The 20,451-nt window shown below is 53.7% G+C and carries 16 protein-coding genes; 4 read left to right on the top strand and 12 right to left on the bottom strand.

The window, feature by feature from the left end; genetic code table 11:
• Positions 1-8: 8 nt before the first annotated feature.
• A complete protein-coding gene (gene cysD, locus HED65_RS11080; RefSeq protein WP_006811770.1) occupies positions 9-917 on the bottom strand; it encodes a sulfate adenylyltransferase subunit CysD in 909 nt (302 codons plus the stop codon).
• A 9-nt stretch (positions 918-926) separates the two neighbouring features.
• Positions 927-2,285 carry a siroheme synthase CysG gene (gene cysG / locus HED65_RS11075; protein WP_114978616.1) on the bottom strand — a complete coding sequence of 453 codons (1,359 nt, stop codon included), beginning with the start codon at positions 2,283-2,285 and terminating at the stop codon, positions 927-929.
• A gap of 237 nt (positions 2,286-2,522) precedes the next feature.
• Here cysG and HED65_RS11070 point away from each other — a divergent pair, with 237 nt between their 5' ends.
• On the top strand, positions 2,523-3,566 hold the full coding sequence (locus HED65_RS11070; RefSeq protein WP_114978615.1) for an aminopeptidase: 1,044 nt from the start codon (positions 2,523-2,525) through the stop codon (positions 3,564-3,566).
• A 55-nt stretch (positions 3,567-3,621) separates the two neighbouring features.
• Here HED65_RS11070 and cysH read toward each other — a convergent pair whose 3' ends face one another.
• Genes cysH through cysJ form a run of 3 tightly spaced genes read right to left on the bottom strand, consistent with a single transcriptional unit; the run spans position 3,622 to position 7,889 of the window.
• Positions 3,622-4,356 (bottom strand): phosphoadenosine phosphosulfate reductase, encoded by a 735-nt coding sequence (gene cysH / locus HED65_RS11065; RefSeq protein WP_063146470.1) that lies wholly within the window; start codon positions 4,354-4,356, stop codon positions 3,622-3,624.
• A 15-nt stretch (positions 4,357-4,371) separates the two neighbouring features.
• Positions 4,372-6,084, bottom strand: a complete 1,713-nt coding sequence (cysI, locus tag HED65_RS11060) for an assimilatory sulfite reductase (NADPH) hemoprotein subunit (protein ID WP_114978614.1) — start codon at positions 6,082-6,084, stop codon at positions 4,372-4,374.
• Positions 6,084-7,889, bottom strand: coding sequence for an NADPH-dependent assimilatory sulfite reductase flavoprotein subunit (cysJ, locus tag HED65_RS11055; protein WP_114978613.1), 1,806 nt, complete (start codon positions 7,887-7,889; stop codon positions 6,084-6,086). The genes cysI and cysJ overlap by 1 nt, the downstream gene beginning before the upstream one ends.
• Positions 7,890-8,195: 306 nt before the next feature.
• Here cysJ and queD point away from each other — a divergent pair, with 306 nt between their 5' ends.
• Positions 8,196-8,558: a 6-carboxytetrahydropterin synthase QueD gene (gene queD, locus HED65_RS11050; protein ID WP_114978612.1), complete on the top strand. Its 363-nt coding sequence runs from the start codon at positions 8,196-8,198 to the stop codon at positions 8,556-8,558.
• A gap of 31 nt (positions 8,559-8,589) precedes the next feature.
• Here the strand turns inward: queD and queE are convergent, their stop codons facing one another.
• The 3 genes from queE to HED65_RS11035 are packed head-to-tail and all read right to left on the bottom strand — an operon-like array spanning position 8,590 to position 11,582.
• A complete protein-coding gene (queE, locus tag HED65_RS11045; RefSeq protein ID WP_028016873.1) occupies positions 8,590-9,261 on the bottom strand; it encodes a 7-carboxy-7-deazaguanine synthase QueE in 672 nt (223 codons plus the stop codon).
• A 54-nt stretch (positions 9,262-9,315) separates the two neighbouring features.
• On the bottom strand, positions 9,316-10,023 hold the full coding sequence (locus HED65_RS11040) for an N-acetylmannosamine-6-phosphate 2-epimerase (protein ID WP_114978611.1): 708 nt from the start codon (positions 10,021-10,023) through the stop codon (positions 9,316-9,318).
• The gene (locus tag HED65_RS11035) at positions 10,023-11,582 is read right to left on the bottom strand and encodes a maltose/glucose-specific PTS transporter subunit IIC (RefSeq protein WP_114978730.1); all 1,560 of its coding nucleotides are present in this window, start codon (positions 11,580-11,582) and stop codon (positions 10,023-10,025) included. The genes HED65_RS11040 and HED65_RS11035 overlap by 1 nt, the downstream gene beginning before the upstream one ends.
• A 165-nt stretch (positions 11,583-11,747) precedes the next feature.
• Between HED65_RS11035 and HED65_RS11030 the strand changes: the two genes are divergently transcribed.
• Positions 11,748-12,572 carry a MurR/RpiR family transcriptional regulator gene (locus tag HED65_RS11030; protein ID WP_114978610.1) on the top strand — a complete coding sequence of 275 codons (825 nt, stop codon included), beginning with the start codon at positions 11,748-11,750 and terminating at the stop codon, positions 12,570-12,572.
• Between the two features lie 347 nt (positions 12,573-12,919).
• Positions 12,920-14,029 (top strand): SDR family oxidoreductase, encoded by a 1,110-nt coding sequence (locus tag HED65_RS11025; RefSeq protein ID WP_114978609.1) that lies wholly within the window; start codon positions 12,920-12,922, stop codon positions 14,027-14,029.
• A gap of 55 nt (positions 14,030-14,084) precedes the next feature.
• Here HED65_RS11025 and eno read toward each other — a convergent pair whose 3' ends face one another.
• The 4 genes from eno to relA all read right to left on the bottom strand — a co-directional run bounded on the left by eno (position 14,085) and on the right by relA (position 20,414).
• Complete coding sequence (gene eno, locus HED65_RS11020) at positions 14,085-15,380, bottom strand: phosphopyruvate hydratase (protein ID WP_028016878.1); 1,296 nt, start codon at positions 15,378-15,380, stop codon at positions 14,085-14,087.
• 82 nt (positions 15,381-15,462) lie between these two features.
• On the bottom strand, positions 15,463-17,100 hold the full coding sequence (gene pyrG / locus HED65_RS11015) for a glutamine hydrolyzing CTP synthase (protein WP_028016879.1): 1,638 nt from the start codon (positions 17,098-17,100) through the stop codon (positions 15,463-15,465).
• A gap of 223 nt (positions 17,101-17,323) precedes the next feature.
• Positions 17,324-18,115: a nucleoside triphosphate pyrophosphohydrolase gene (mazG, locus tag HED65_RS11010; protein ID WP_108091048.1), complete on the bottom strand. Its 792-nt coding sequence runs from the start codon at positions 18,113-18,115 to the stop codon at positions 17,324-17,326.
• Between the two features lie 67 nt (positions 18,116-18,182).
• Complete coding sequence (gene relA, locus HED65_RS11005) at positions 18,183-20,414, bottom strand: GTP diphosphokinase (RefSeq protein WP_028016881.1); 2,232 nt, start codon at positions 20,412-20,414, stop codon at positions 18,183-18,185.
• Positions 20,415-20,451 lie beyond the last annotated feature (37 nt).

Raw genomic sequence — 20,451 nt, 5'->3', positions numbered from 1 at the left:
GCGGCTCCTTAGAAATAACCCTGACGTTTCTTCAGCTCCATGGAGCCTGCCTGGTCGCGGTCAATCACGCGCCCCTGTCGCTCACTGGTGGTCGACACCAGCATCTCTTCGATGATCTCCGGCAGCGTTTGCGCACTGGATTCCACCGCACCGGTCAATGGCCAGCAACCGAGGGTACGGAAACGCACCATCTGTTTTTTGATCACTTCACCGGGCTGCAGGTCGATGCGATCGTCGTCGATCATCATCAGCATCCCGTCGCGTTCCAGTACCGGACGCTCAGCGGCCAGATACAGCGGAACGATCTCGATATTTTCCAGATAGATGTACTGCCAGATATCCAGCTCGGTCCAGTTGGAGAGCGGGAAGACGCGAATGCTTTCGCCTTTGTTGATCTGGCCGTTGTAGTTGTGCCACAGCTCCGGGCGCTGGTTTTTTGGGTCCCAGCGGTGGAAGCGGTCGCGGAAGGAGTAGATACGCTCTTTGGCACGGGATTTTTCTTCGTCACGGCGCGCGCCGCCAAATGCCGCATCAAAACCGTATTTGTTCAGCGCCTGCTTCAGCCCTTCGGTTTTCATGATGTCAGTGTGTTTGGCGCTGCCGTGCACGAACGGGTTAATGCCCATCGCTACGCCTTCCGGGTTTTTATGCACCAGCAGCTCGCAGCCGTAGGCTTTGGCGGTACGGTCGCGGAATTCGTACATTTCGCGGAATTTCCAGCCGGTATCCACATGCAGCAACGGGAACGGCAGCGTACCCGGATAAAACGCTTTACGCGCCAGATGCAGCATGACGCTGGAATCTTTACCGATGGAGTACATCATCACCGGGTTAGAAAACTCGGCGGCCACTTCGCGGATAATATGGATACTTTCCGCTTCGAGCTGCCGCAGGTGAGTAAGACGTTTTTGGTCCATAACCGTTCCTTAAGCCAAATTTATAACAGAAGAACCAAAGCCTTCTGTGTCGGTTGTGTGCTGAAACCAGGCGAGCGTGCTGTGTAGCTGAACCACTTCCCCCACCACAATCAGGGCGGGCATAGGGGCGTCTTTCGCCAGGGTTGCAAGATGTTCCAGCGTGCCCGTCACAACGTGCTGATCGATGCGCGTGCCGCGAGAAATGACGGCAACGGGCGTTGTCGCCTCGCGACCGTGCTGAATGAGTTGTTCGCTGATGTCCGCCGCCTTCATCGTGCCCATATAGATAGCCAACGTCTGTCGGCTTTGAGCGAGGTGAGACCAGTCGAACGGCGTGCTGTCCGCCTTGTAATGTCCCGTCACAAAGGTGACGCTCTGGGCGTAATCGCGGTGGGTCAGCGGGATACCGGCATAAGCCGTTACCGCAGAAGCCGCCGTGATGCCGGGAACCACCTGGAACGGTACCCCCGCTTCGGCTGCTGCCTGCAGTTCTTCGCCGCCACGACCGAAAATGAACGGATCGCCACCTTTCAGGCGCACCACGGTTTTGCCCGCTTTGGCGGCCGCAACCAACATTTGGTTGGTGTCGTGCTGCGGAACAGAGTGCTCCCCTGCTCGTTTTCCAACGCAGATTTGTTCTGCATCGCGGCGAATCAGTTCGCGCACGCCGTCGGTCACCAGATGGTCATAGAACACCACGTCCGCATCCTGGAGTACCTGTAAACCACGCAGGGTCAGCAGCCCCGCATCACCCGGCCCGGCCCCTACCAGAATGATCTCCCCGCTCGTACTGCCAGGGTTATCCAGTTCGTCTTCGAGGATTTTCTGTGCCGCCCTCTCATTACCGGCATGCATCAGGCTGGCAAAGCGGCCGCGAAACACACGTTCCCAGAAGCGACGACGTTCCGTCACGCTGGTCAGGCGGGTTTTCAGATGATTGCGCCAGTAGCTCGCTTTCTCCGCCATCCGTCCGAGGCTGGTCGGCAACAGCGCTTCGATTTTTTCCCGCAATACGCGCGCCAGTACCGGTGCGGTACCGCCGGAGGAGATAGCGACCAGCAGCGGCGAGCGATCAACAATCGACGGGAAGATAAAGGAACATAAAGGCTGATCGTCCACCACGTTCACCAGACGATAACGCGCCTGGGCTGCGTCAGAGATCCGCTGGTTAAGTTCGCGATCTTCGGTCGCCGCAATCACCAGCACCACGCTGTCGATTTGTGCTTCGTCGAAATCCGCCTCTGCAACGACCTGCACCAGCGCCCCTGCGCGCTGCAGAAATACGATTTTGCGATCGGCAATCTCACCCGTGCCAACAACCAGCACCGGCTTATCTTTAATCGCGGCAAATAAGGGCAGATAGTCCACAGCAGCAACTCACTAACAACGAGGAATAAAGGGACTATAGGGGGCGACTTAGACCGAATGAAATTACGAATTGGAATGAGTAGTTACTCAATGGAATAACGCAATGAAAAAGCAAATATCAAAAAGTGCTTAACACGCGAAATTTCGGGCATTTAAGAGCAATTCAAATTGTGTATGGACGATCACAGTTTCATACTAGGCGGGTTAAAATTTTGCTCTGTTTTTTAAGGACTCACTATGTTTTCCGCAACGCGCCACTGTATTGCTGCCCTGGCGCTCGGCGTTTGCTTTATCCTTCCGGCTCAGGCAAAAAATCAACCTTATGGTGAAATCGCGAATACGCAGGCGCGACATATTGCCACCGTATTTCCTGGCCGCATGACGGGTTCCCCCGCGGAAATGCTCTCCGCTGACTATATACGTCAGCAGTTTGCCGACATGGGTTACCAGAGCGATATCCGCACGTTTCACAGCCGCTATCTCTATACCTCACGCAATAAAACCAAAAACTGGCATAACGTGACGGGCAGTACGGTTATTGCGGCACACGAAGGTAGCGCGGATGAGCAGATCATTATTATGGCGCACCTCGATACCTACGCCCCAATGAGCGACACCGATACCGATAACAATCTCGGTGGTCTGACACTGCAAGGTATGGATGATAACGCCGCGGGTCTGGGCGTGATGCTCGAACTGGCAGAACGAATGAAGGATATACCGACTAAATACGGGATTCGTTTCATTGCCACCAGTGGTGAAGAAGAGGGCAAACTCGGCGCTGAGAATCTCCTGAAGCGCATGAGCGCCAAAGAGAAGAAAAATACCCTGCTGGTGATCAATCTCGATAACCTGATCGTCGGCGATAAGCTCTATTTCAACAGCGGACAAAGTACGCCGGGTACCGTGCGAAAATTGACACGCGACCGGGCACTGGCGATTGCCCGCAGCCATGGGGTCTATGCCACCAGTAACCCAGGCGGCAATCCTGCTTACCCACGAGGAACGGGCTGCTGTAACGATGGTGAGGTGTTCGATAAAGCGGGTATTCCGGTGCTGTATGTGGAAGCAACAAACTGGGCACTAGGGAAGAAAGATGGCTATCAGCAGCGGGCTAAATCGAAAGCCTTCCCGGACGGGACAAGCTGGCATAACGTGATGCTGGATAATCAGCAACACATTGATAGCGCACTACCGCAACGGATTGAACACCGCAGCCGGGATGTGGTGAAAGTGATGCTCCCGCTGGTGAAGGAGCTGGCGAAAGCGAATAAGGCTTAGTGGGCCTGATGCCCTCACCCCAACCCTCTCCCGTTGGGAGAGGGAGGAGATGAGCTCACCCTTCGTGCAACCCGCACTCGCGCTTGAGGCCAAAGAATCGCGTCTCTTCTTCTGCCATTCCCGGTTCCCATTTACGCGTGGTGTGGGTATCCCCCACCGACAGGTAACCCTGATCCCACAGCGGATGGTATTTCAGCCCATGCTTTTGCAGGTACTGATACACCGTCCGGTTATCCCAGTCGATGATCGGCAGCACTTTGAACACCCCGCGCTGAACCGCCAGTACAGGTAGCGTGGCGCGACTGCCGGACTGCTCGCGGCGTAGCCCTGCAAACCAGGTCTGTGCATTAAGCTCTTTCAGCGCCCGGTTCATCGGCTCAACTTTGTTGATCTCATTGTATTTCTCAATGCCCTCAACACCCTGCTCCCAGAGTTTACCGTAGCGCGCCTCCTGCCAGGCGGCGCTTTCAGTCGCGCGGTAGACTTTCAGGTTCAGCTTGAGCTTGTCTGTCAGCTCGTCAATAAACTGGTAGGTTTCCGGGAACAGGTAGCCGGTATCAGTGAGGATCACCGGAATGTCCGGACGAATTTGATTCACCAGATGCAAACTGACCGCCGCCTGAATACCAAAGCTCGACGAAAGCACATAGTCACCCGGCAGGTTTTCCAGCGCCCATGCTACACGCCCTTCGGCGTCCAGCTTTTCCAGTTGGGCGTTGGTTTCTGCAAGCGCCAGAATGCGTTCGACTTTTGGCAGATCGTTCAGGGCGTTTAGATCGAGTACGGACATAATCACCTCGCGTTGTTACTCCCAGAAATCCCGGGCCGGGTCGAGCACCGGGCGAATGATGCCCGCACGCACCGTAAAGTCGCCAAAGCCTTCACCCGCTTCACGCTCTTTCGCCCAGCGCCCAACCAGTTCGTCGACCGAATCGAGGATCTCCGATTCAGTAATGTTTTCACGGTACATTCGTGGGATACGCGTACCGATGCGGTTGCCGCCCAGATGCAGGTTGTAACGGCCTGGCGCTTTACCGACCAGTCCCATCTCTGCCAGCATTGCACGGCCGCAGCCGTTCGGGCAGCCAGTAATGCGCATAACAATATGCTCGTCCGGAATACCGTGTTTTTCCAGAATCGCTTCAACTTTGTCAGTGAATGACGGCAGGAAACGCTCCGCTTCGGCCATCGCCAACGGACAGGTCGGGAATGACACACAGGCCATCGAGTTTTCGCGCTGCGGTTTCACCGCATTCATCAACCCATGATCGCGTGCCAGTTTCTCGATCTTCGCCTTCTGGTTTTCAGGCACACCAGCAATGATCAGGTTCTGGTTGGCGGTAATGCGGAACTCACCCTTGTGGATCTTCGCAATTTCCAGCAAACCGGTTTTCAGTGGACGTCCCGGATAATCCAGAATACGGCCGTTTTCAATAAACAGCGTCAGGTGCCATTTGTTGTCGATACCTTTGACCCAGCCGATACGATCACCGCGACCGGTGAATTCGTAAGGGCGGATCGGCTCAAATTTGATACCGGCGCGACGTTCCACTTCTTCTTTAAACGGCTCAACGCCCACGCGCTCCAGGGTGTATTTGGTTTTCGCGTTTTTACGGTCGGTACGGTTACCCCAGTCGCGCTGGGTGGTTACCACCGCTTCTGCCACCGCCAGCGTATGCTCGAGCGGCAGGAAGCCAAACTCACTCGCGGTACGGGCATAGGTTTTCTTGTTACCGTGTTCGATGGACAGACCGCCGCCCACCAGCAGGTTAAAGCCCACCAGCTTGCCGTTTTCGGCAATTGCCACGAAGTTCATGTCGTTGGCGTGCAGATCGATATCGTTCTGCGGCGGGATCACTACCGTGGTTTTGAACTTACGCGGCAGATAGGTCTGGCCAAGGATTGGTTCTTCGTCGGTGGTGGCGACTTTTTCCTGATCGAGCCAGATCTCCGCATAAGCGCGCGTACGCGGCAGCAGGTGCTCAGAGATCTTCTTCGCCCACTCATAGGCTTCGGCGTGCAGCTCGGACTCATACGGGTTCGAGGTGCAGAGCACGTTACGGTTCATGTCGTTGGCGGTCGCCAGCGCGTCCAGCCCAACCGAGTGCAGCATCTGGTGTACCGGCTTCACGTTCTTCTTCAGAATGCCGTGGAACTGGAAGGTCTGACGGTTAGTCAGACGGATGCTGCCATAAATCGTATTTTCGCCGGCAAACTTGTCGATCGCCTGCCACTGTTTAGTGGTGATGACCCCACCCGGCAGGCGGCAGCGCAGCAGCATCGCGTGACGCGGCTCCAGCTTCTGCTCAGCACGCTCGGCGCGGATATCGCGATCGTCCTGCTGGTACATACCGTGAAAACGGATCAACAGGAAGTTGTCGCCTTTGAAACCGCCGGTGAGACCGTCATTCAGATCTTCAGCAATGGTGCCGCGCAGATAGTTGCTTTCCAGCTTCATGCGCTCGGCGTCTGTCAGTTTACCTTCGACCACCAGTGGCCCTGGATGTTTTTCGCTCATTAGTAGACATCTCGCTGATAACGGCGCTCAACGCGCAGCTCACTTAAATATTCATCTGCCGTTTCGGCATCCATACCACCGAATTCGGCAATCACTTCCAGCAAAGCCTGCTCAACGTCTTTCGCCATGCGATTGGCGTCGCCGCAGACATAAATGTGGGCACCGTCATTGATCCAGCGCCACAGCTCTGCGCCCTGTTCGCGCAGTTTATCTTGTACGTATACTTTTTCTTTCTGGTCACGAGACCAGGCCAGATCGATGCGGGTCAGAACGCCTTCTTTAACATAGCGCTGCCACTCAACCTGGTAGAGAAAATCTTCCGTAAAGTGCGGGTTGCCGAAGAACAGCCAGTTTTTACCCGGTGCTTCATCTGCCGCACGCTGCTGCATGAATGAACGGAACGGGGCGATACCGGTGCCTGGGCCAATCATAATGACCGGCGTTTCCGGGTTAGCAGGTAGACGGAAGTTGTCATTGTGTTCAATAAAGACGCGCACTTCGCCCTCTTCTTCGACACGGTCAGCCAGGAAGCTGGATGCACCGCCCGCGCGAGCGCGGCCTTCGATGTCATAACGGACCACACCCACGGTGATGTGCACTTCGCTCTCCACTTCTGCCTGCGAAGAAGCGATGGAGTACAGACGCGGGGTCAGAGGACGCAGCAAGCCGATCAGCACATCGGCATCCAACTGTGCCGGTGAGAAACGCACCATATCGACAATTGGCGTTGTTGCCGCGTAATGCTGCAGCTTCGCCTTATCACCCACGAATGGCAGCAGCGATTCGCTGCGGGTTAAGGTGGCGTAATTTTCTACAATATTCGGGGTATTCACCGTCAGTTCAAAATGCCACTGCAGCGCTTCAGAGAGCGACTGCGTTTTGCCTTCGACAGTCACGGGCTCATCACCTTTCAGCCACAGCAGTTCGACCAGCTCTTTTACCAGCGCCGGATCATTCTGATACCAGATCCCCAACGCATCACCCGGTTGATAACGCAGGCCAGAGTCACCAAGATCGATTTCGATATGGCGCACATCTTTTTCAGAATCACGGCCGGTAATTTTCTGGTTAACCGACAGGCTCGCGGCCAGCGGAGCCTCTTTGGTGTAAGGGCTGGTATGGATGTCGTTGACGGCACCCGTCGCGGTAAACGCGGCCTGTGCCTGCGTCTCTTTCGGGACACGCGCTTTCAGCACCTCAACGATGCGGGCACGCCATTCGGCGGCGGCGGTCTGGTATTCCACGTCGGCATCGACGCGGTCCAGCAGACGTTCTGCGCCCAGTTCAGCCAGCTTGCTGTCGAAATCTTTACCGGACTGGCAGAAGAATTCATAGGAGGTATCGCCCAGACCAAACACGGCAAAGGCCGTGCCATCCAGTTTTGGCGCTTTTTTCGAGAACAGGAACTTATGCAACGCCACCGCTTCTTCAGCAGGTTCACCTTCCCCCTGCGTTGAGGCGACAACCACCAGCAGTTTTTCTGACGCGATCTGTTTAAATTTATAATCCCCGGCGTTGACCAGGTTCACGTTCAGTCTGGCAGCCAGCAGATCGTCACGCAGCGCTTCTGCCACACGTCGTGCGTTGCCCGTCTGTGAGGCGGAAATCAACGTAATGGCCGGAATTTCTACGGCCGTTGCCGGAGCGGCAGCCACAGCGCCCGGTTGCTGATTGAGCATTCCCCAGAAATAACCGGAGACCCAGGCAAGCTGAGTGGGAGAAAAATCAGAGGTGGCAGCCTGAAGGCGCGCCAGTTGCTCCGGGTTCAGGGGAAGCAAATTTGAAGGTGGGGCCTGTGTTGTCATGCGTCGTTATGTTCCAGTAGCCAAGCGGACTTTAAGCGAATAAATCCAAACTGAAGATAAGGTTAACGGCGAGCATACTAACAATTAAAGAAGGGATGGAAATAATAAATAACCAAATGGACTAACCTGTTTTAGTTATCACACTTAACGATAAAACAGATTAATTAACTGATTGAAATATCACAACAAAGATCACAAAAAATAACCACCACCTGCGGTCCAGGCTTCAGAGCCGTTTTAGTTAATGCTAAAAATTGTGCTTTCCGGTACTATGCGGCGGTTTTTTCCGCATTACTGAGAGCGATCATGTCCACCACACTGTTTAAAGATTTCACCTTCGAAGCCGCCCACCACCTTCCGCATGTTCCTGAAGGACATAAATGTGGCCGTCTGCACGGGCACTCGTTTATGGTGCGTCTTGAGATCACCGGTGAAGTCGATCCGCATACCGGTTGGATCATGGACTTCGCTGAGCTGAAGGCGGCGTTTAAGCCAACTTACGATCGTCTGGATCACTATTACCTGAATGATATTCCGGGCCTTGAAAACCCGACCAGCGAAGTGCTGGCAAAATGGATCTGGGATCAGATCAAACCGCTGGTACCGCTGCTGAGCGCAGTGATGATCAAAGAGACCTGCACCGCCGGCTGCGTCTATCGCGGCGAGTAAAAAAAAAAGCCCGGTTAAACCGGGCTTTTTTTTAGGCAATATTCAGGTACTTGTGCGTCTGCATCGACAGACGCCAGTTACGCGCTATACAGGTTTCAATGCACAGGCGCGTTGCATCCTCTTTCTGGCTGATAGGCTGCAGGGCAATGACCCGCTGCTTTTCGTCCGAGAGCGTTGCCAGCAGTTCATCCAGCGCTTCAATATCACGCACGCGTCCTACCGGGTGTTTAATCTCATCAGCACGTTCCAGCGCCTGAGACAGGACATCGTATCCGCCGCGCATATTCACTTTCGGTGATACCGTCACCCAGGTGGTGTGAGAGCAACGCACTTCATGGGTACCGCTGGTTTCAATCTGGCAGCTGTAACCGTTCTTTTCGAGCAGCTCGGTTAGCGGCGTCAGATCGTGGATGCAGGGTTCACCGCCGGTGATCACCACATGGCGCGCCGTCCAGCCCTGACGACCAATAATGGCCAGCAGATCTTCTGAACTGCCCGCGCCCCACTTATCGCTCTCTTTGGTTTTCGCCAGAATGCTAAACAGCGACACTTCCCGATCTGCGAGCTTATCCCACGTATGTTTGGTATCACACCAGGCACAGCCAACCGGGCATCCCTGTAAACGAATAAAGATAGCGGGAACGCCGGTAAAGTAACCCTCGCCTTGCAGGGTCTGGAACATCTCGTTAATCGGGTACTGCATAGTCATCTCAGTAAAAGGGATAAACGATAAGTATCGCAGATCCCCGCCAGATGGTCATGCTCGATCGGTGCTTTGCGCGCCAATCGCCGTCATAAACCGTTCAGTGATCTGCTGTGGACGGGTGATTGCCCCACCAACAACGACCATATGCGCTCCCAGCGCCAGGCATCTGGCCGCGCGCTCAGGGGTATCGACGTTGCCTTCGGCAACCACCGGAACCGTGACGGCAGCCAGTACATCCTTCAGGAATCCGCAATCATTGTCGGGTAAAGCATGACCCGCGCTTTCCACCGTATAACCGTAAAGCGTGGTTCCGACACAATCAAAGCCCAGCTCCTGCGCGGTTACGGCCTCTTCTACGCTGGAAATATCCGCCATCAGCACTATCCCGGGGTAACGTGTACGGATGTGACTGACCAGCGTTTTCAGTGATTCACCGCCAGGACGCTCGCGCGCTGTCGCATCAAGTGCAATGATTTCCGGAGAGACGCTCATCAGCTCATCCACTTCTTTCATCGTGGCAGTGATAAACACCGCGCTACCAGGATAATCCCGCTTGATGATGCCGATAACGGGTAAAGAAACCTCCTGTTTAATGGCCACAATATCCACCACGCTGTTGGCGCGGATGGCAGCAGCCCCACCCTGAAACGCTGCCCGCGCCATCCGGGACATAATAAATGGGCTATGCAGAGGTTCATTCTCCAGCGCCTGACAAGAGACGACCAGTTTTCCTTTCAGGTTATCCAGTACAGTTTTCATTACGATAAGATCTCTTCAACTTCGTTTTTGATAATCGTGACATGCGGGCCATAAATGACCTGAACACCGTTACCGCGCACAATGACGCCGCGTGCACCAGTGGCTTTCAATGCAGCGTCATTCACTTTGCTGCCGTCTTTCACCGTGACACGAAGGCGCGTGGCGCAGCAGTCCACCTCGTCCAGATTGCCTTTTCCACCCAGCCCGGCGATTACCGCTGCAGCGCGCTCGCTTTGCGGCAGAGTAACCTCATCCACCACCGCCTCTTTTTCACGACCCGGCGTGGCAAAATCAAAACGATTAATCAGATAGCGGAACGTGAAGTAGTAGAGGAAGAACCACGGGACGCCCACAAGCGGTACGAACATCCAGTGGGTTTTGGCCTCACCCTGAAGAATGCCAAACAGCACGAAGTCGATAAAACCGCCGGAGAAGGTTTGTCCGATGGTGATGTGTAAAATATGCGCGAGCATAAACGCCAGCCCATCAAACAAGGCATGAATGACATACAACACCGGCGCAATGAACAGGAATGAGAACTCAATGGGTTCCGTAATTCCCGTCAGGAAAGAGGTTAATGCCGCAGAGAGCAGCAGCCCGGCGACGCGTTTTTTGTTCTCGGGTTTTGCCGTGTGGTACATCGCCAGACATGCACCGAGCAGGCCAAACATCATCGTAATGAAGCGCCCGGACATGAAACGCGACGTCCCTTCGTAAAACTGACGCGTCGCAGGATCGGCCAGTTGCGCGAAGAAGATCCGCTGAGTCCCCTCGACCAGATGACCGTTGACGATCTCACTCCCGCCGAGCGCAGTGGTCCAGAAAGGAAGATAGAAGATGTGATGTAAACCGAACGGGCCGAGCATACGCAAAATGAAACCATAGAGCATCGTGCCCAGGTAACCCGTCGCATCTACCAGCCCACCCAGACCAAAGATCAGTTTCTGGAAATGCGGCCAGACGACGGTCATGACGGCCCCGACGAGTATTGCCGCCAGCGAGCTGATAATGGGGACAAAACGTGAACCGCCAAAGAAGCCCAGAAATTGCGGAAGCGCAATTTTATTAAACCGGTGATGGAGTGCGCAGGTCACAAGGCCGATCACCACGCCCCCGAACACGCCGGTTTCCAGCGTCTGAATCCCCAGCGTCATACCCTGTCCCACAGCGCCAGGATTATCATGCGCCAGTTTTCCGGTGAGGATCAGCAGCGCGTTAATGGTGGCATTCATCACCAGAAAAGCGAGCAACGCCGCCAGCCCTGCCGTGCCCTTATCGCTTTTTGCCAGCCCGACAGCCACCCCAACCGCGAACAGCACCGACAGGTTCGCAAACACAATTGAACCCGCACTGCTCATGATGGTGAAGATGGCCTGTAACCAGCCCACATCTAAAAACGGGTAAGCCGCGAGGGTATTTGGATTCGATAACGCGCCACCTATCCCCAGCAGCAGACCCGCCGCAGGCAATACGGCGATAGGTAACATAAAGGATTTGCCAAAGCGCTGCGCTTTTTCAAACCATCCCCCGGAAGAAGCCCCACTGAACATTTGCATCATTTTTTCATCCCCCAATGTAGTGATGAAAATTTTTACCATATAAATATCATTTAGTGAAAATAACCATCAAAAACCAGGAGGCCGATCATACTTTTTCGAAATGACTGGCATCTTTCCCCTGCTTTCCGCCACACTAGTCGCAGAGAAACGCACTAAGGATCTAGCATGCCAGACCATGAAAACCTGCTGCTGAAGCTACGCCAGGAGGCTTCCGGGTATAGCCCAACGCAACAAAAACTCGGCGAGTTTGTTCTCAACGATCCTGCACGGGTGCTCTACCTGACGATCACTGAACTGGCGCGCGAAAGTCGTACCAGCGAGGCCAGCGTCACGCGTCTTTGCCGTACGCTGGGTTGCAAGGGATATAACGAATTTAAAATGGCACTTGCGCTGGATATACAGCAGGGCCAGCCCGCACGACAGGCCGGAGATGAAATTGATAACGTCGTCGATGAGTCGGTACAGGCTTTGCAGGATACCGCCAGACTCCTCGACCGGGCGTTGCTTGAAAAAGCGGCACTGGCGCTGCATCAGGCGCAATCGGTGCAGATTTATGGTGTTGCAGCCAGCGCGATCCTCGGTGAGTATCTGCATTACAAGTTGTTGCGACTGGGCAAACCCGCGCAACTGTTTAGCGATATGCACCGCGCAGCCATGAATGCGACAACCCTTTCGAAAGAGACCCTGGTCGTGGCCATCTCCAGTTCTGGTTCAACGCGGGATTTACTCCACGTGGTGAAACTTGCACGCAAGCGCGGTGTTAAGGTATTGGCTCTCAGCAATACCCCCCGTAGCCCGCTGGCTTCCCTGAGCGATATTCAGCTGGTTGCCGCCAAGCCAGAGGGTCCCCTCAGCGCTGGCGCACTCAATGCTAAAGTTGGCGTCATGCTGCTGGTCGAGTTGCTGACCACCTCCATGATTGCGCTGGATGGTCATTATGGTGATGTTAGCCAGCAAACAGCCAGCGCTACGCTCCCTCTGTTGCTCTAAAAATCATCCGCAGGATAAATAAAACGGCCTGCGGTTTATGATATTCAGTTCCACTTAAATCATTTACCGGACAAATGAATGGTGTAACAAAGTATGTTTTTTATTACATTTTGAATAACTATTAGCAAGAAGAATAAAACTGAAAATAATGCTTAAAATCATCAAGTTAAAATATTAATTTTTATAAATTGAATTTTTTGTCTTTCCACAATGTCCAATACATCCACCTGATTTCCTTTTCTTAAAATAAGCTTAAGAAACCTTCATTTTCGGTGTTTTATTATTTAAATGCCGTTTACTTTTGTGCGCCTACAATCCGCCTCATCAATCATAATGAGACGGTATTAATGAAGATGTTATTGATTACAGGCGTGACAGGATTTCTGGGCGGTGCAGTACTTGAAAAAATACTGACCAACGACAACCCCGTAAAACTCCTTTTACTCGCGCGTGCCAGCGATCAGCAAAGTGGGCTGGAACGTGTGCAAGAGAACATGCGCAAATTCAATGTGCCAGAGAATAAGCTGGCCTCTCTGAGCGTGGATAATATCCTCATTGGCGACCTCAGCCATCCGGAAGCATTTCTGGACGACCCGCGCCTGGACCAGGTCACGCACGTCGTTAACTGTGCGGCTGTTGCGTCGTTTGGTAATAATCCGCTGATCTGGAAGGTCAATGTCGAGGGTACGCTCGCACTCGCGCGTCGCATGGAACGAGTGACGGCCTTACAGCGTTTCCTGCACGTGGGCACGGCAATGTCATGCACGCCGGAACAGGATTCGCTGGTCGCCGAAAGTGCTGAATTCAGAGAAAATGCCGAACACCTGGTGGAATATACGTTTTCGAAGTCAACTATCGAACAGCTGATGCGCCAGGAGTGCCCGAACCTGCCACTGCTTATCGCTCGCCCGTCCATTGTCGTCGGCCATACCCGTCACGGCTGCACACCGTCGAGCAGCATTTTCTGGGTCTTTAGCATGGGTCTGATGCTGCAGAAGTTTATGTGCTCAATGGAAGACAGAATCGACGTTGTTCCGGTGGATTATTGCGCCGATGCGTTGTTAATGCTGCTCACCAGCAACGCTCGTCCGGGAGAAGTGGTACATATTTCTGCAGGGGAAGAGAACAGCGTTCGCTTTGCGGATATCGATCAGGCAATGGCGCAGGCGCTGGAGAAAGCCCCCGTCGGTGATCGGTATGCTCAGGTCAGCTACGAAACGCTGGTCAAAATGCGCCGCGAACTGAAACATATTTTTGGCCCGTGCAATGAACGTCTGATGCTGAGAGCAATGCGCTTATACGGTGCCTTTGCCACGCTTAACGTGCGTTTCAGCAACGACAAGCTGCTCAGCATGGGCATGTCCAAACCGCCGCGTTTTACTGACTATATCGCCCGCTGCGTACAGACGACTCAGGGGCTGACAATTCCGGAACAGATGGCTGTCGATTTTAAATAACCAAAAAAAATGCCAGTCATTCGACTGGCATTTTCATTCTAAGACTTAAAGGCTATTACTGGCCTTTGATCTCTTTACGACCGTTGTATGGTGCTTTTTCGCCCAGAGCTTCTTCGATACGAATCAGCTGGTTGTATTTAGCAACACGGTCAGAACGGCTCATAGAACCCGTTTTGATCTGGCCTGCAGCGGTACCAACAGCCAGGTCAGCAATGGTAGCGTCTTCAGTTTCGCCTGAACGGTGAGAGATAACAGCGGTGTAGCCAGCGTCTTTCGCCATTTTGATCGCAGCCAGAGTTTCGGTCAGAGAACCGATCTGGTTGAATTTGATCAGGATGGAGTTAACGATGCCTTTCTCGATGCCTTCTTTCAGGATCTTGGTGTTGGTTACGAACAGATCGTCACCAACCAGCTGGATTTTGTCGCCCAGTACTTTGGTCTGGTATGCGAAACCAGCCCAATCAGATTCGTCCAGACCGTCTTCGATAGAAACGATTGGGTACTGTTTGGTCAGGTCTTCCAGGAAGTGAGTGAACTCTTCAGAGGTGAACGCTTTGTTGCCTTCGCCAGCCAGAACGTATTTACCGTCTTTGTAGAATTCAGATGCTGCACAGTCCATCGCCAGGGTGATGTCTTTGCCCAGCTCGTAGCCAGCAGCTTTAACTGCTTCTGCGATTACAGCCAGTGCTTCTGCGTTAGAACCCAGGTTTGGCGCATAGCCACCTTCGTCACCAACAGCAGTGTTCATACCTTTAGCTTTCAGAACTTTAGCCAGGTTGTGGAACACTTCAGAACCCATGCGTACCGCTTCTTTCAGTGATTTCGCGCCAACTGGCTGAATCATGAATTCCTGAATATCAACGTTGTTGTCCGCGTGCTCACCACCGTTGATGATGTTCATCATTGGTACTGGCATGGAGTATTTGCCTGGGGTGCCGTTCAGTTCAGCAATGTGTTCGAACAGTGGCATACCTTTCGCTGCAGCTGCTGCTTTGGCGTTCGCCAGGGAAACAGCCAGGATTGCGTTCGCACCGAAGTTAGATTTGTTTTCAGTACCGTCCAGATCGATCATGATCTTGTCGATGCCAGCCTGGTCTTTGGCGTCTTTGCCAAGGATTGCCTGAGCAATAGGACCGTTTACAGCGCCAACCGCTTTCAGTACGCCTTTGCCCATGAAACGGGATTTGTCGCCATCGCGCAGTTCCAGCGCTTCGCGGGAACCAGTAGAAGCACCTGATGGAGCCGCTGCCATACCGACGAAACCACCTTCCAGATGAACTTCGGCTTCAACGGTCGGGTTACCACGGGAGTCGATGATTTCACGACCGATGACTTTAACGATTTTGGACATTAGATTTTCCTCAGTACAAGTTAAACTAAAACTCCAGACAAACAACGCGTACCTGGGGTACGCGTTGCCGTTCTAACTTTTTTTACTTCGCCTGACGCTTCTGGTAGTCGCTGGCGGCCTTCACGAAGCCTGCAAACAGCGGATGCCCGTCACGTGGCGTTGAAGTAAATTCCGGGTGGAACTGGCAGGCGACAAACCACGGATGGTTTGGCACTTCAATGATCTCGACTAACTGATCATCCCCGGAGCGGCCCGCAACACGCAGACCCGCGGCTTCAATTTGTTTCAACAACATGTTGTTGACTTCATAGCGGTGACGATGACGTTCGGTGATGGTTGACTCGCCATACAGCTTGCGAACCACGCTATCGTCGGACAGCTGGCAGGCCTGTGCGCCAAGACGCATGGTGCCACCCAGATCGCTCTTCTCGGTACGGACTTCGACGTTACCATCTTCGTCACGCCATTCTGTGATAAGCGCCACTACAGGGTACTTACAGTCTGGCACAAATTCCGTAGAGTTCGCGTTTTCCATTCCCGCTACGTTGCGCGCAAATTCGATCAGCGCAACCTGCATACCCAGACAGATGCCGAGGTATGGAATATTGTTTTCACGCGCATAGCGCGCGGTGGCGATCTTGCCTTCTACACCACGGTAACCGAAGCCACCAGGGATCAGAATAGCATCCAGATCTTTCAGGATTTCAACGCCACGCGTTTCAACATCCTGCGAATCAATCAGCTTGATATTCACGGAGACACGGTTCTTCAGACCACCGTGTTTCAGCGCTTCGATCACTGACTTATAGGCATCTGGCAGTTCGATATACTTGCCGACCATACCGATAGTCACTTCACCAGCCGGATTCGCTTCTTCATAAATAACCTGTTCCCATTCAGACAGGTTAGCTTCCGGACAGTTCAAGCTGAATCGTTTACAAATATAATCGTCCAGGCCCTGTGATTTCAACAGGCCCGGGATTTTATAAATGGAATCGACATCTTTCATTGAAATAACGGCTTTTTCAGGCACGTTACAGAACAATGCAATTTTCGCACGTTCGTTCGCCGGGATAGCACGATCAGAACGGCAAACCAGGATGTCAGGCTGAATACCAATAGAGAGCAGCTCTTTCACCGAGTGCTGAGTCGGTTTGGTTTTCACTTCACCTGCGGCTGCCATGTAAGGCACCAGCGTCAGGTGCATGAACAGCGCGTGTTCACGACCAATATCCACCGCCAGCTGACGAATCGCTTCCAGGAATGGTAAGGATTCGATATCCCCCACAGTACCGCCGATTTCAACCAGCACCACATCATGCCCTTCGCCACCGGCAAGAACACGTTCTTTAATTGCGTTGGTGATGTGTGGGATAACCTGCACGGTCGCGCCCAGGTAGTCACCACGGCGCTCTTTACGCAGAACGTCGGAATAGATGCGGCCAGTCGTGAAGTTGTTACGACGGGTCATTTTAGTGCGGATGAAACGCTCGTAGTGGCCAAGATCCAGATCGGTTTCAGCGCCGTCTTCAGTAACGAACACTTCCCCGTGTTGGGTTGGGCTCATGGTGCCCGGATCGACGTTGATGTACGGATCCAGTTTCATCATGGTCACATTGAGGCCACGGGCTTCAAGAATGGCTGCGAGGGAGGCTGCGGCAATGCCTTTACCCAGAGAGGATACGACCCCGCCGGTCACAAAAATATAGTTCGTTGTCATGCTGAACCTGAGAAGTTAGGGTGAAACGATGGAATAACCAGGACGGGAAAGTAGTATACCCGAACACGGCGAGCGCCACAAACTTTCATTCTCCGTCTCCATTCCAGGCCATGACAAACATAAGGAGTGAGAAAATAGCCCGTTTTGGGTAAATGTTTTTGACGCAAATCAAGCGCTTGTCATTTAAAAAATCACACAAATTGCGCTTGATCGCAAAAATCCGTTAGAGATCAGATTCCTGGCGTTTTACTTCCTGCCAGACTTCTTCCATCACATCGAGGTCTACACCGGTCATTTCCAGGCCACGCGAGGCCACAATACGTTCGACTTCGCGAAAACGACGCTCGAACTTAATGTTGGCTTTTTGCAGCGCGGTTTCCGCTTTTACACCCAGGTGGCGTGAAAGGTTGACAGTCGCAAACAGCAGATCGCCCATCTCCTCTTCCAGCTTTGCTTCATCCACCACTGCCTGCTGAGCTTCGTGCATCACTTCGTCGATCTCTTCATGCACTTTGTCCAGTACCGGGCCGAGGGACGTCCAGTCAAATCCCACTGCAGAGCAGCGTTTCTGAATTTTATGTGCGCGCATCAGTGCGGGCAGACTCAGAGGAATATCGTCCAGCGCGGAGTGCTGAGATTTCTCTGCGCGTTCGGCACTTTTGATTTGTTCCCAGCGGACCAGCACTTCCGCACTGTTCCCCGCAGTAGCATCACCAAAAATATGGGGGTGGCGGCGCTCAAGCTTGTCGCTAATAGCGGCACAGATGTCGTCAAAGTTAAAACGCCCCTCTTCCTGCGCCATTTGTGCATAGAACACCACCTGGAAAAGCAGATCGCCCAACTCGCCGCGCAGGTCGTCAAAATCTTCGCGAGAGATGGCGTCCAGCACCTCATAGGTCTCTTCAAGTGTGTACGGGGCGATGGTGGCGAAAGTCTGCTCTTTGTCCCACGGACAGCCGTTTTCCGGGTCCCGAAGACGTTTCATGATGCCGAGCAGGCGGTCGATTTGAGTCATAGTGTTTTCCATTAAAAAAACAAGCCGGGTGGCGGCAAAGCCTTACCCGGCTTACAGAAGAGTGTGTTTAACCGCCGTGCAGACGACGCGCGTCAATCACATCCGGCACCTGGTTCAGTTTGCCAAGCACGCGGCCCAGCACCTGCAGGTTATAGATTTCGATGGTCATATCGATGGTAGCAAGCTGCTCGCGGGTATCACTGCGGCTGGCGACGCCCAGCACGTTGACCTTCTCGTTAGCAAGAATGGTGGTAATGTCGCGCAGCAGGCCGCTGCGATCGTTGGCAGTGACACGCACCACCAGCGAGTAACCCGCGGAATAGCTCTCGCCCCATACCGCCTCCACGATGCGCTCCGGCGCATGCGACTGTAGCTCGGCAAGCTGGTCGCAGTCGGAGCGGTGAATCGAAATCCCGCGCCCCTGCGTGATAAAGCCGACGATATCGTCGCCAGGGATAGGCTGGCAGCAGCGGGCAATGTGGTGCATAAGATTGCCTACGCCTTCCACTACCACGCGGCCATTGTCTTTGCTGCGCTGTTGCGGTGCGTAGGTTTTCTGCTGCAGCTGTTTCAGCGCTGCTGCATCCTGCTCTGCCGCACTTGGCTTATTGAACTGCGCCTGCAGGAAGTTCACCATCTGATTCAGACGGATATCGCCGCCGCCAATGGCCGCTAACAGCTCATCAAGCTCGTTAAAGTTGTAGCGCGGCAGCAGGAACTTCTCCGCCTCTTTCAGGCTGATGCCAATATGCTCCAGCTCGTCATCAAGGATCTGGCGACCAGCAAGGATGTTCTTGTCACGATCCTGTTTACGGAACCAGGCGTGGATTTTTGAGCGCCCACGGCTGGTCGTCACGTAACCCAGGTTTGGATTCAGCCAGTCCCGGCTCGGGTTTGGCTGCTTCTGGGTGATAATTTCAATCTGGTCGCCCATCTGCAACTGATAGGTGAACGGTACAATGCGCCCGCCGATTTTCGCCCCGATACAGCGGTGCCCCACATCACTGTGGATATGGTAGGCAAAATCGAGCGGTGTAGAGCCCGCAGGCAGGTCAACGACATCCCCTTTCGGGGTAAAGACATACACCCGGTCGTCAAAGACCTGGCTGCGCACTTCGTCAAGCATCTCGCCGGAGTCGGCCATCTCTTCTTGCCACGCAATCAGCTTACGCAGCCAGGCGATGCGGTCTTCATGGCCAGAACGCGCCCCACCGGAGGTGCCTTCTTTATATTTCCAGTGCGCGGCAACGCCCAGTTCGGCGTCTTCGTGCATCTGTTTGGTACGGATCTGAATTTCGACCGTTTTGCCGCCAGGGCCGAGCACAACGGTATGAATAGACTGGTAGCCGTTAGGTTTCGGGTTCGCGACATAGTCATCGAACTCATCCGGCAGGTGGCGGAAGTGAGTGTGCACTATCCCCAATGCGGCGTAGCAGTCCTGCAGACGCTCCGCCACGATACGTACCGCGCGCACGTCAAACAGCTCGTCAAAGGCGAGATGTTTCTTCTGCATTTTGCGCCAGATACTGTAGATGTGCTTTGGTCGACCGTAGACTTCAGCACGCACATTCTCTTCTTTCATTGACTGACGCAACCCGCTGACAAACTCCTCGATATAATGCTCGCGGTCGATACGGCGCTCATGCAGCAGTTTGGCAATGCGTTTATATTCCGCCGGGTGCAGATAGCGGAAGCAGTAATCTTCCAGTTCCCATTTCAGCTGACCAATCCCTAAACGGTTCGCGAGCGGCGCATAGATGTTTGTACACTCTTTGGCTGCCAGCACGCGCTCGTCTTCCGGTGCATCCTTCACTTCACGCAGATGGGCAATACGCTCAGCAAGTTTGATGACCACACAGCGGAAATCATCCACCATGGCCAGCAGCATGCGGCGAACGTTATCGACCTGTTCTGAAGAGACAGAATCAGTGTGCGCAGCCTTAAGCTGGCGGATAGCCGCCATATCGCGTACGCCGTGGATCAGCGCCACTACCGATTTTCCAACGCTTTCGCGCAGCACGTCTTCAGTGACGACGTCCGCATCGGCAAGAGGGAACAGAAGCGCAGCCTGCAGCGTTTCGATGTCCATGTTCAGCATGGATAAGATTTCAACCATCTCCACGCCGCGCCATAAGAGAAGATCGGCATCCTGATGCCCCTGCGTGGTGCGCAGACAATAGGCCCAGGTTTCGGTTAAGCGTTCACACGACTGCTGGCTGGAAATTCCCAGACTTGCGATCCATTTTTGTGGGTCAAATTCCCCAGCTTTATTAAGATGTGCACTTCTTACCGCAACCATTGTCCTCTCCTTTAGGGACCAGGGCCTGTCGAAGTCG

It is taken from the genome of Pantoea sp. LS15 (assembly GCF_012241585.1).
Taxonomy (GTDB): domain Bacteria; phylum Pseudomonadota; class Gammaproteobacteria; order Enterobacterales; family Enterobacteriaceae; genus Enterobacter.
This window is presented reverse-complemented; position numbering and strand designations above follow the sequence as displayed.

Bases quoted from the DNA above. Each gene is read 5' to 3' on its own strand.
- pyrG (WP_028016879.1), bottom strand. From the start codon at position 17,100: ATGACAACGAACTATATTTTTGTGACCGGCGGGGTCGTATCCTCTCTG.
- cysH (WP_063146470.1), bottom strand. From the start codon at position 4,356: ATGTCCGTACTCGATCTAAACGCCCTGAACGATCTGCCAAAAGTCGAA.
- HED65_RS11030 (WP_114978610.1), top strand. From the start codon at position 11,748: ATGCCAGACCATGAAAACCTGCTGCTGAAGCTACGCCAGGAGGCTTCC.
- relA (WP_028016881.1), bottom strand. From the start codon at position 20,414: ATGGTTGCGGTAAGAAGTGCACATCTTAATAAAGCTGGGGAATTTGAC.
- HED65_RS11070 (WP_114978615.1), top strand. From the start codon at position 2,523: ATGTTTTCCGCAACGCGCCACTGTATTGCTGCCCTGGCGCTCGGCGTT.
- queD (WP_114978612.1), top strand. From the start codon at position 8,196: ATGTCCACCACACTGTTTAAAGATTTCACCTTCGAAGCCGCCCACCAC.
- HED65_RS11040 (WP_114978611.1), bottom strand. From the start codon at position 10,023: ATGAAAACTGTACTGGATAACCTGAAAGGAAAACTGGTCGTCTCTTGT.
- queE (WP_028016873.1), bottom strand. From the start codon at position 9,261: ATGCAGTACCCGATTAACGAGATGTTCCAGACCCTGCAAGGCGAGGGT.
- eno (WP_028016878.1), bottom strand. From the start codon at position 15,380: ATGTCCAAAATCGTTAAAGTCATCGGTCGTGAAATCATCGACTCCCGT.
- HED65_RS11025 (WP_114978609.1), top strand. From the start codon at position 12,920: ATGAAGATGTTATTGATTACAGGCGTGACAGGATTTCTGGGCGGTGCA.
- HED65_RS11035 (WP_114978730.1), bottom strand. From the start codon at position 11,582: ATGATGCAAATGTTCAGTGGGGCTTCTTCCGGGGGATGGTTTGAAAAA.
- cysJ (WP_114978613.1), bottom strand. From the start codon at position 7,889: ATGACAACACAGGCCCCACCTTCAAATTTGCTTCCCCTGAACCCGGAG.
- mazG (WP_108091048.1), bottom strand. From the start codon at position 18,115: ATGACTCAAATCGACCGCCTGCTCGGCATCATGAAACGTCTTCGGGAC.
- cysD (WP_006811770.1), bottom strand. From the start codon at position 917: ATGGACCAAAAACGTCTTACTCACCTGCGGCAGCTCGAAGCGGAAAGT.
- cysI (WP_114978614.1), bottom strand. From the start codon at position 6,084: ATGAGCGAAAAACATCCAGGGCCACTGGTGGTCGAAGGTAAACTGACA.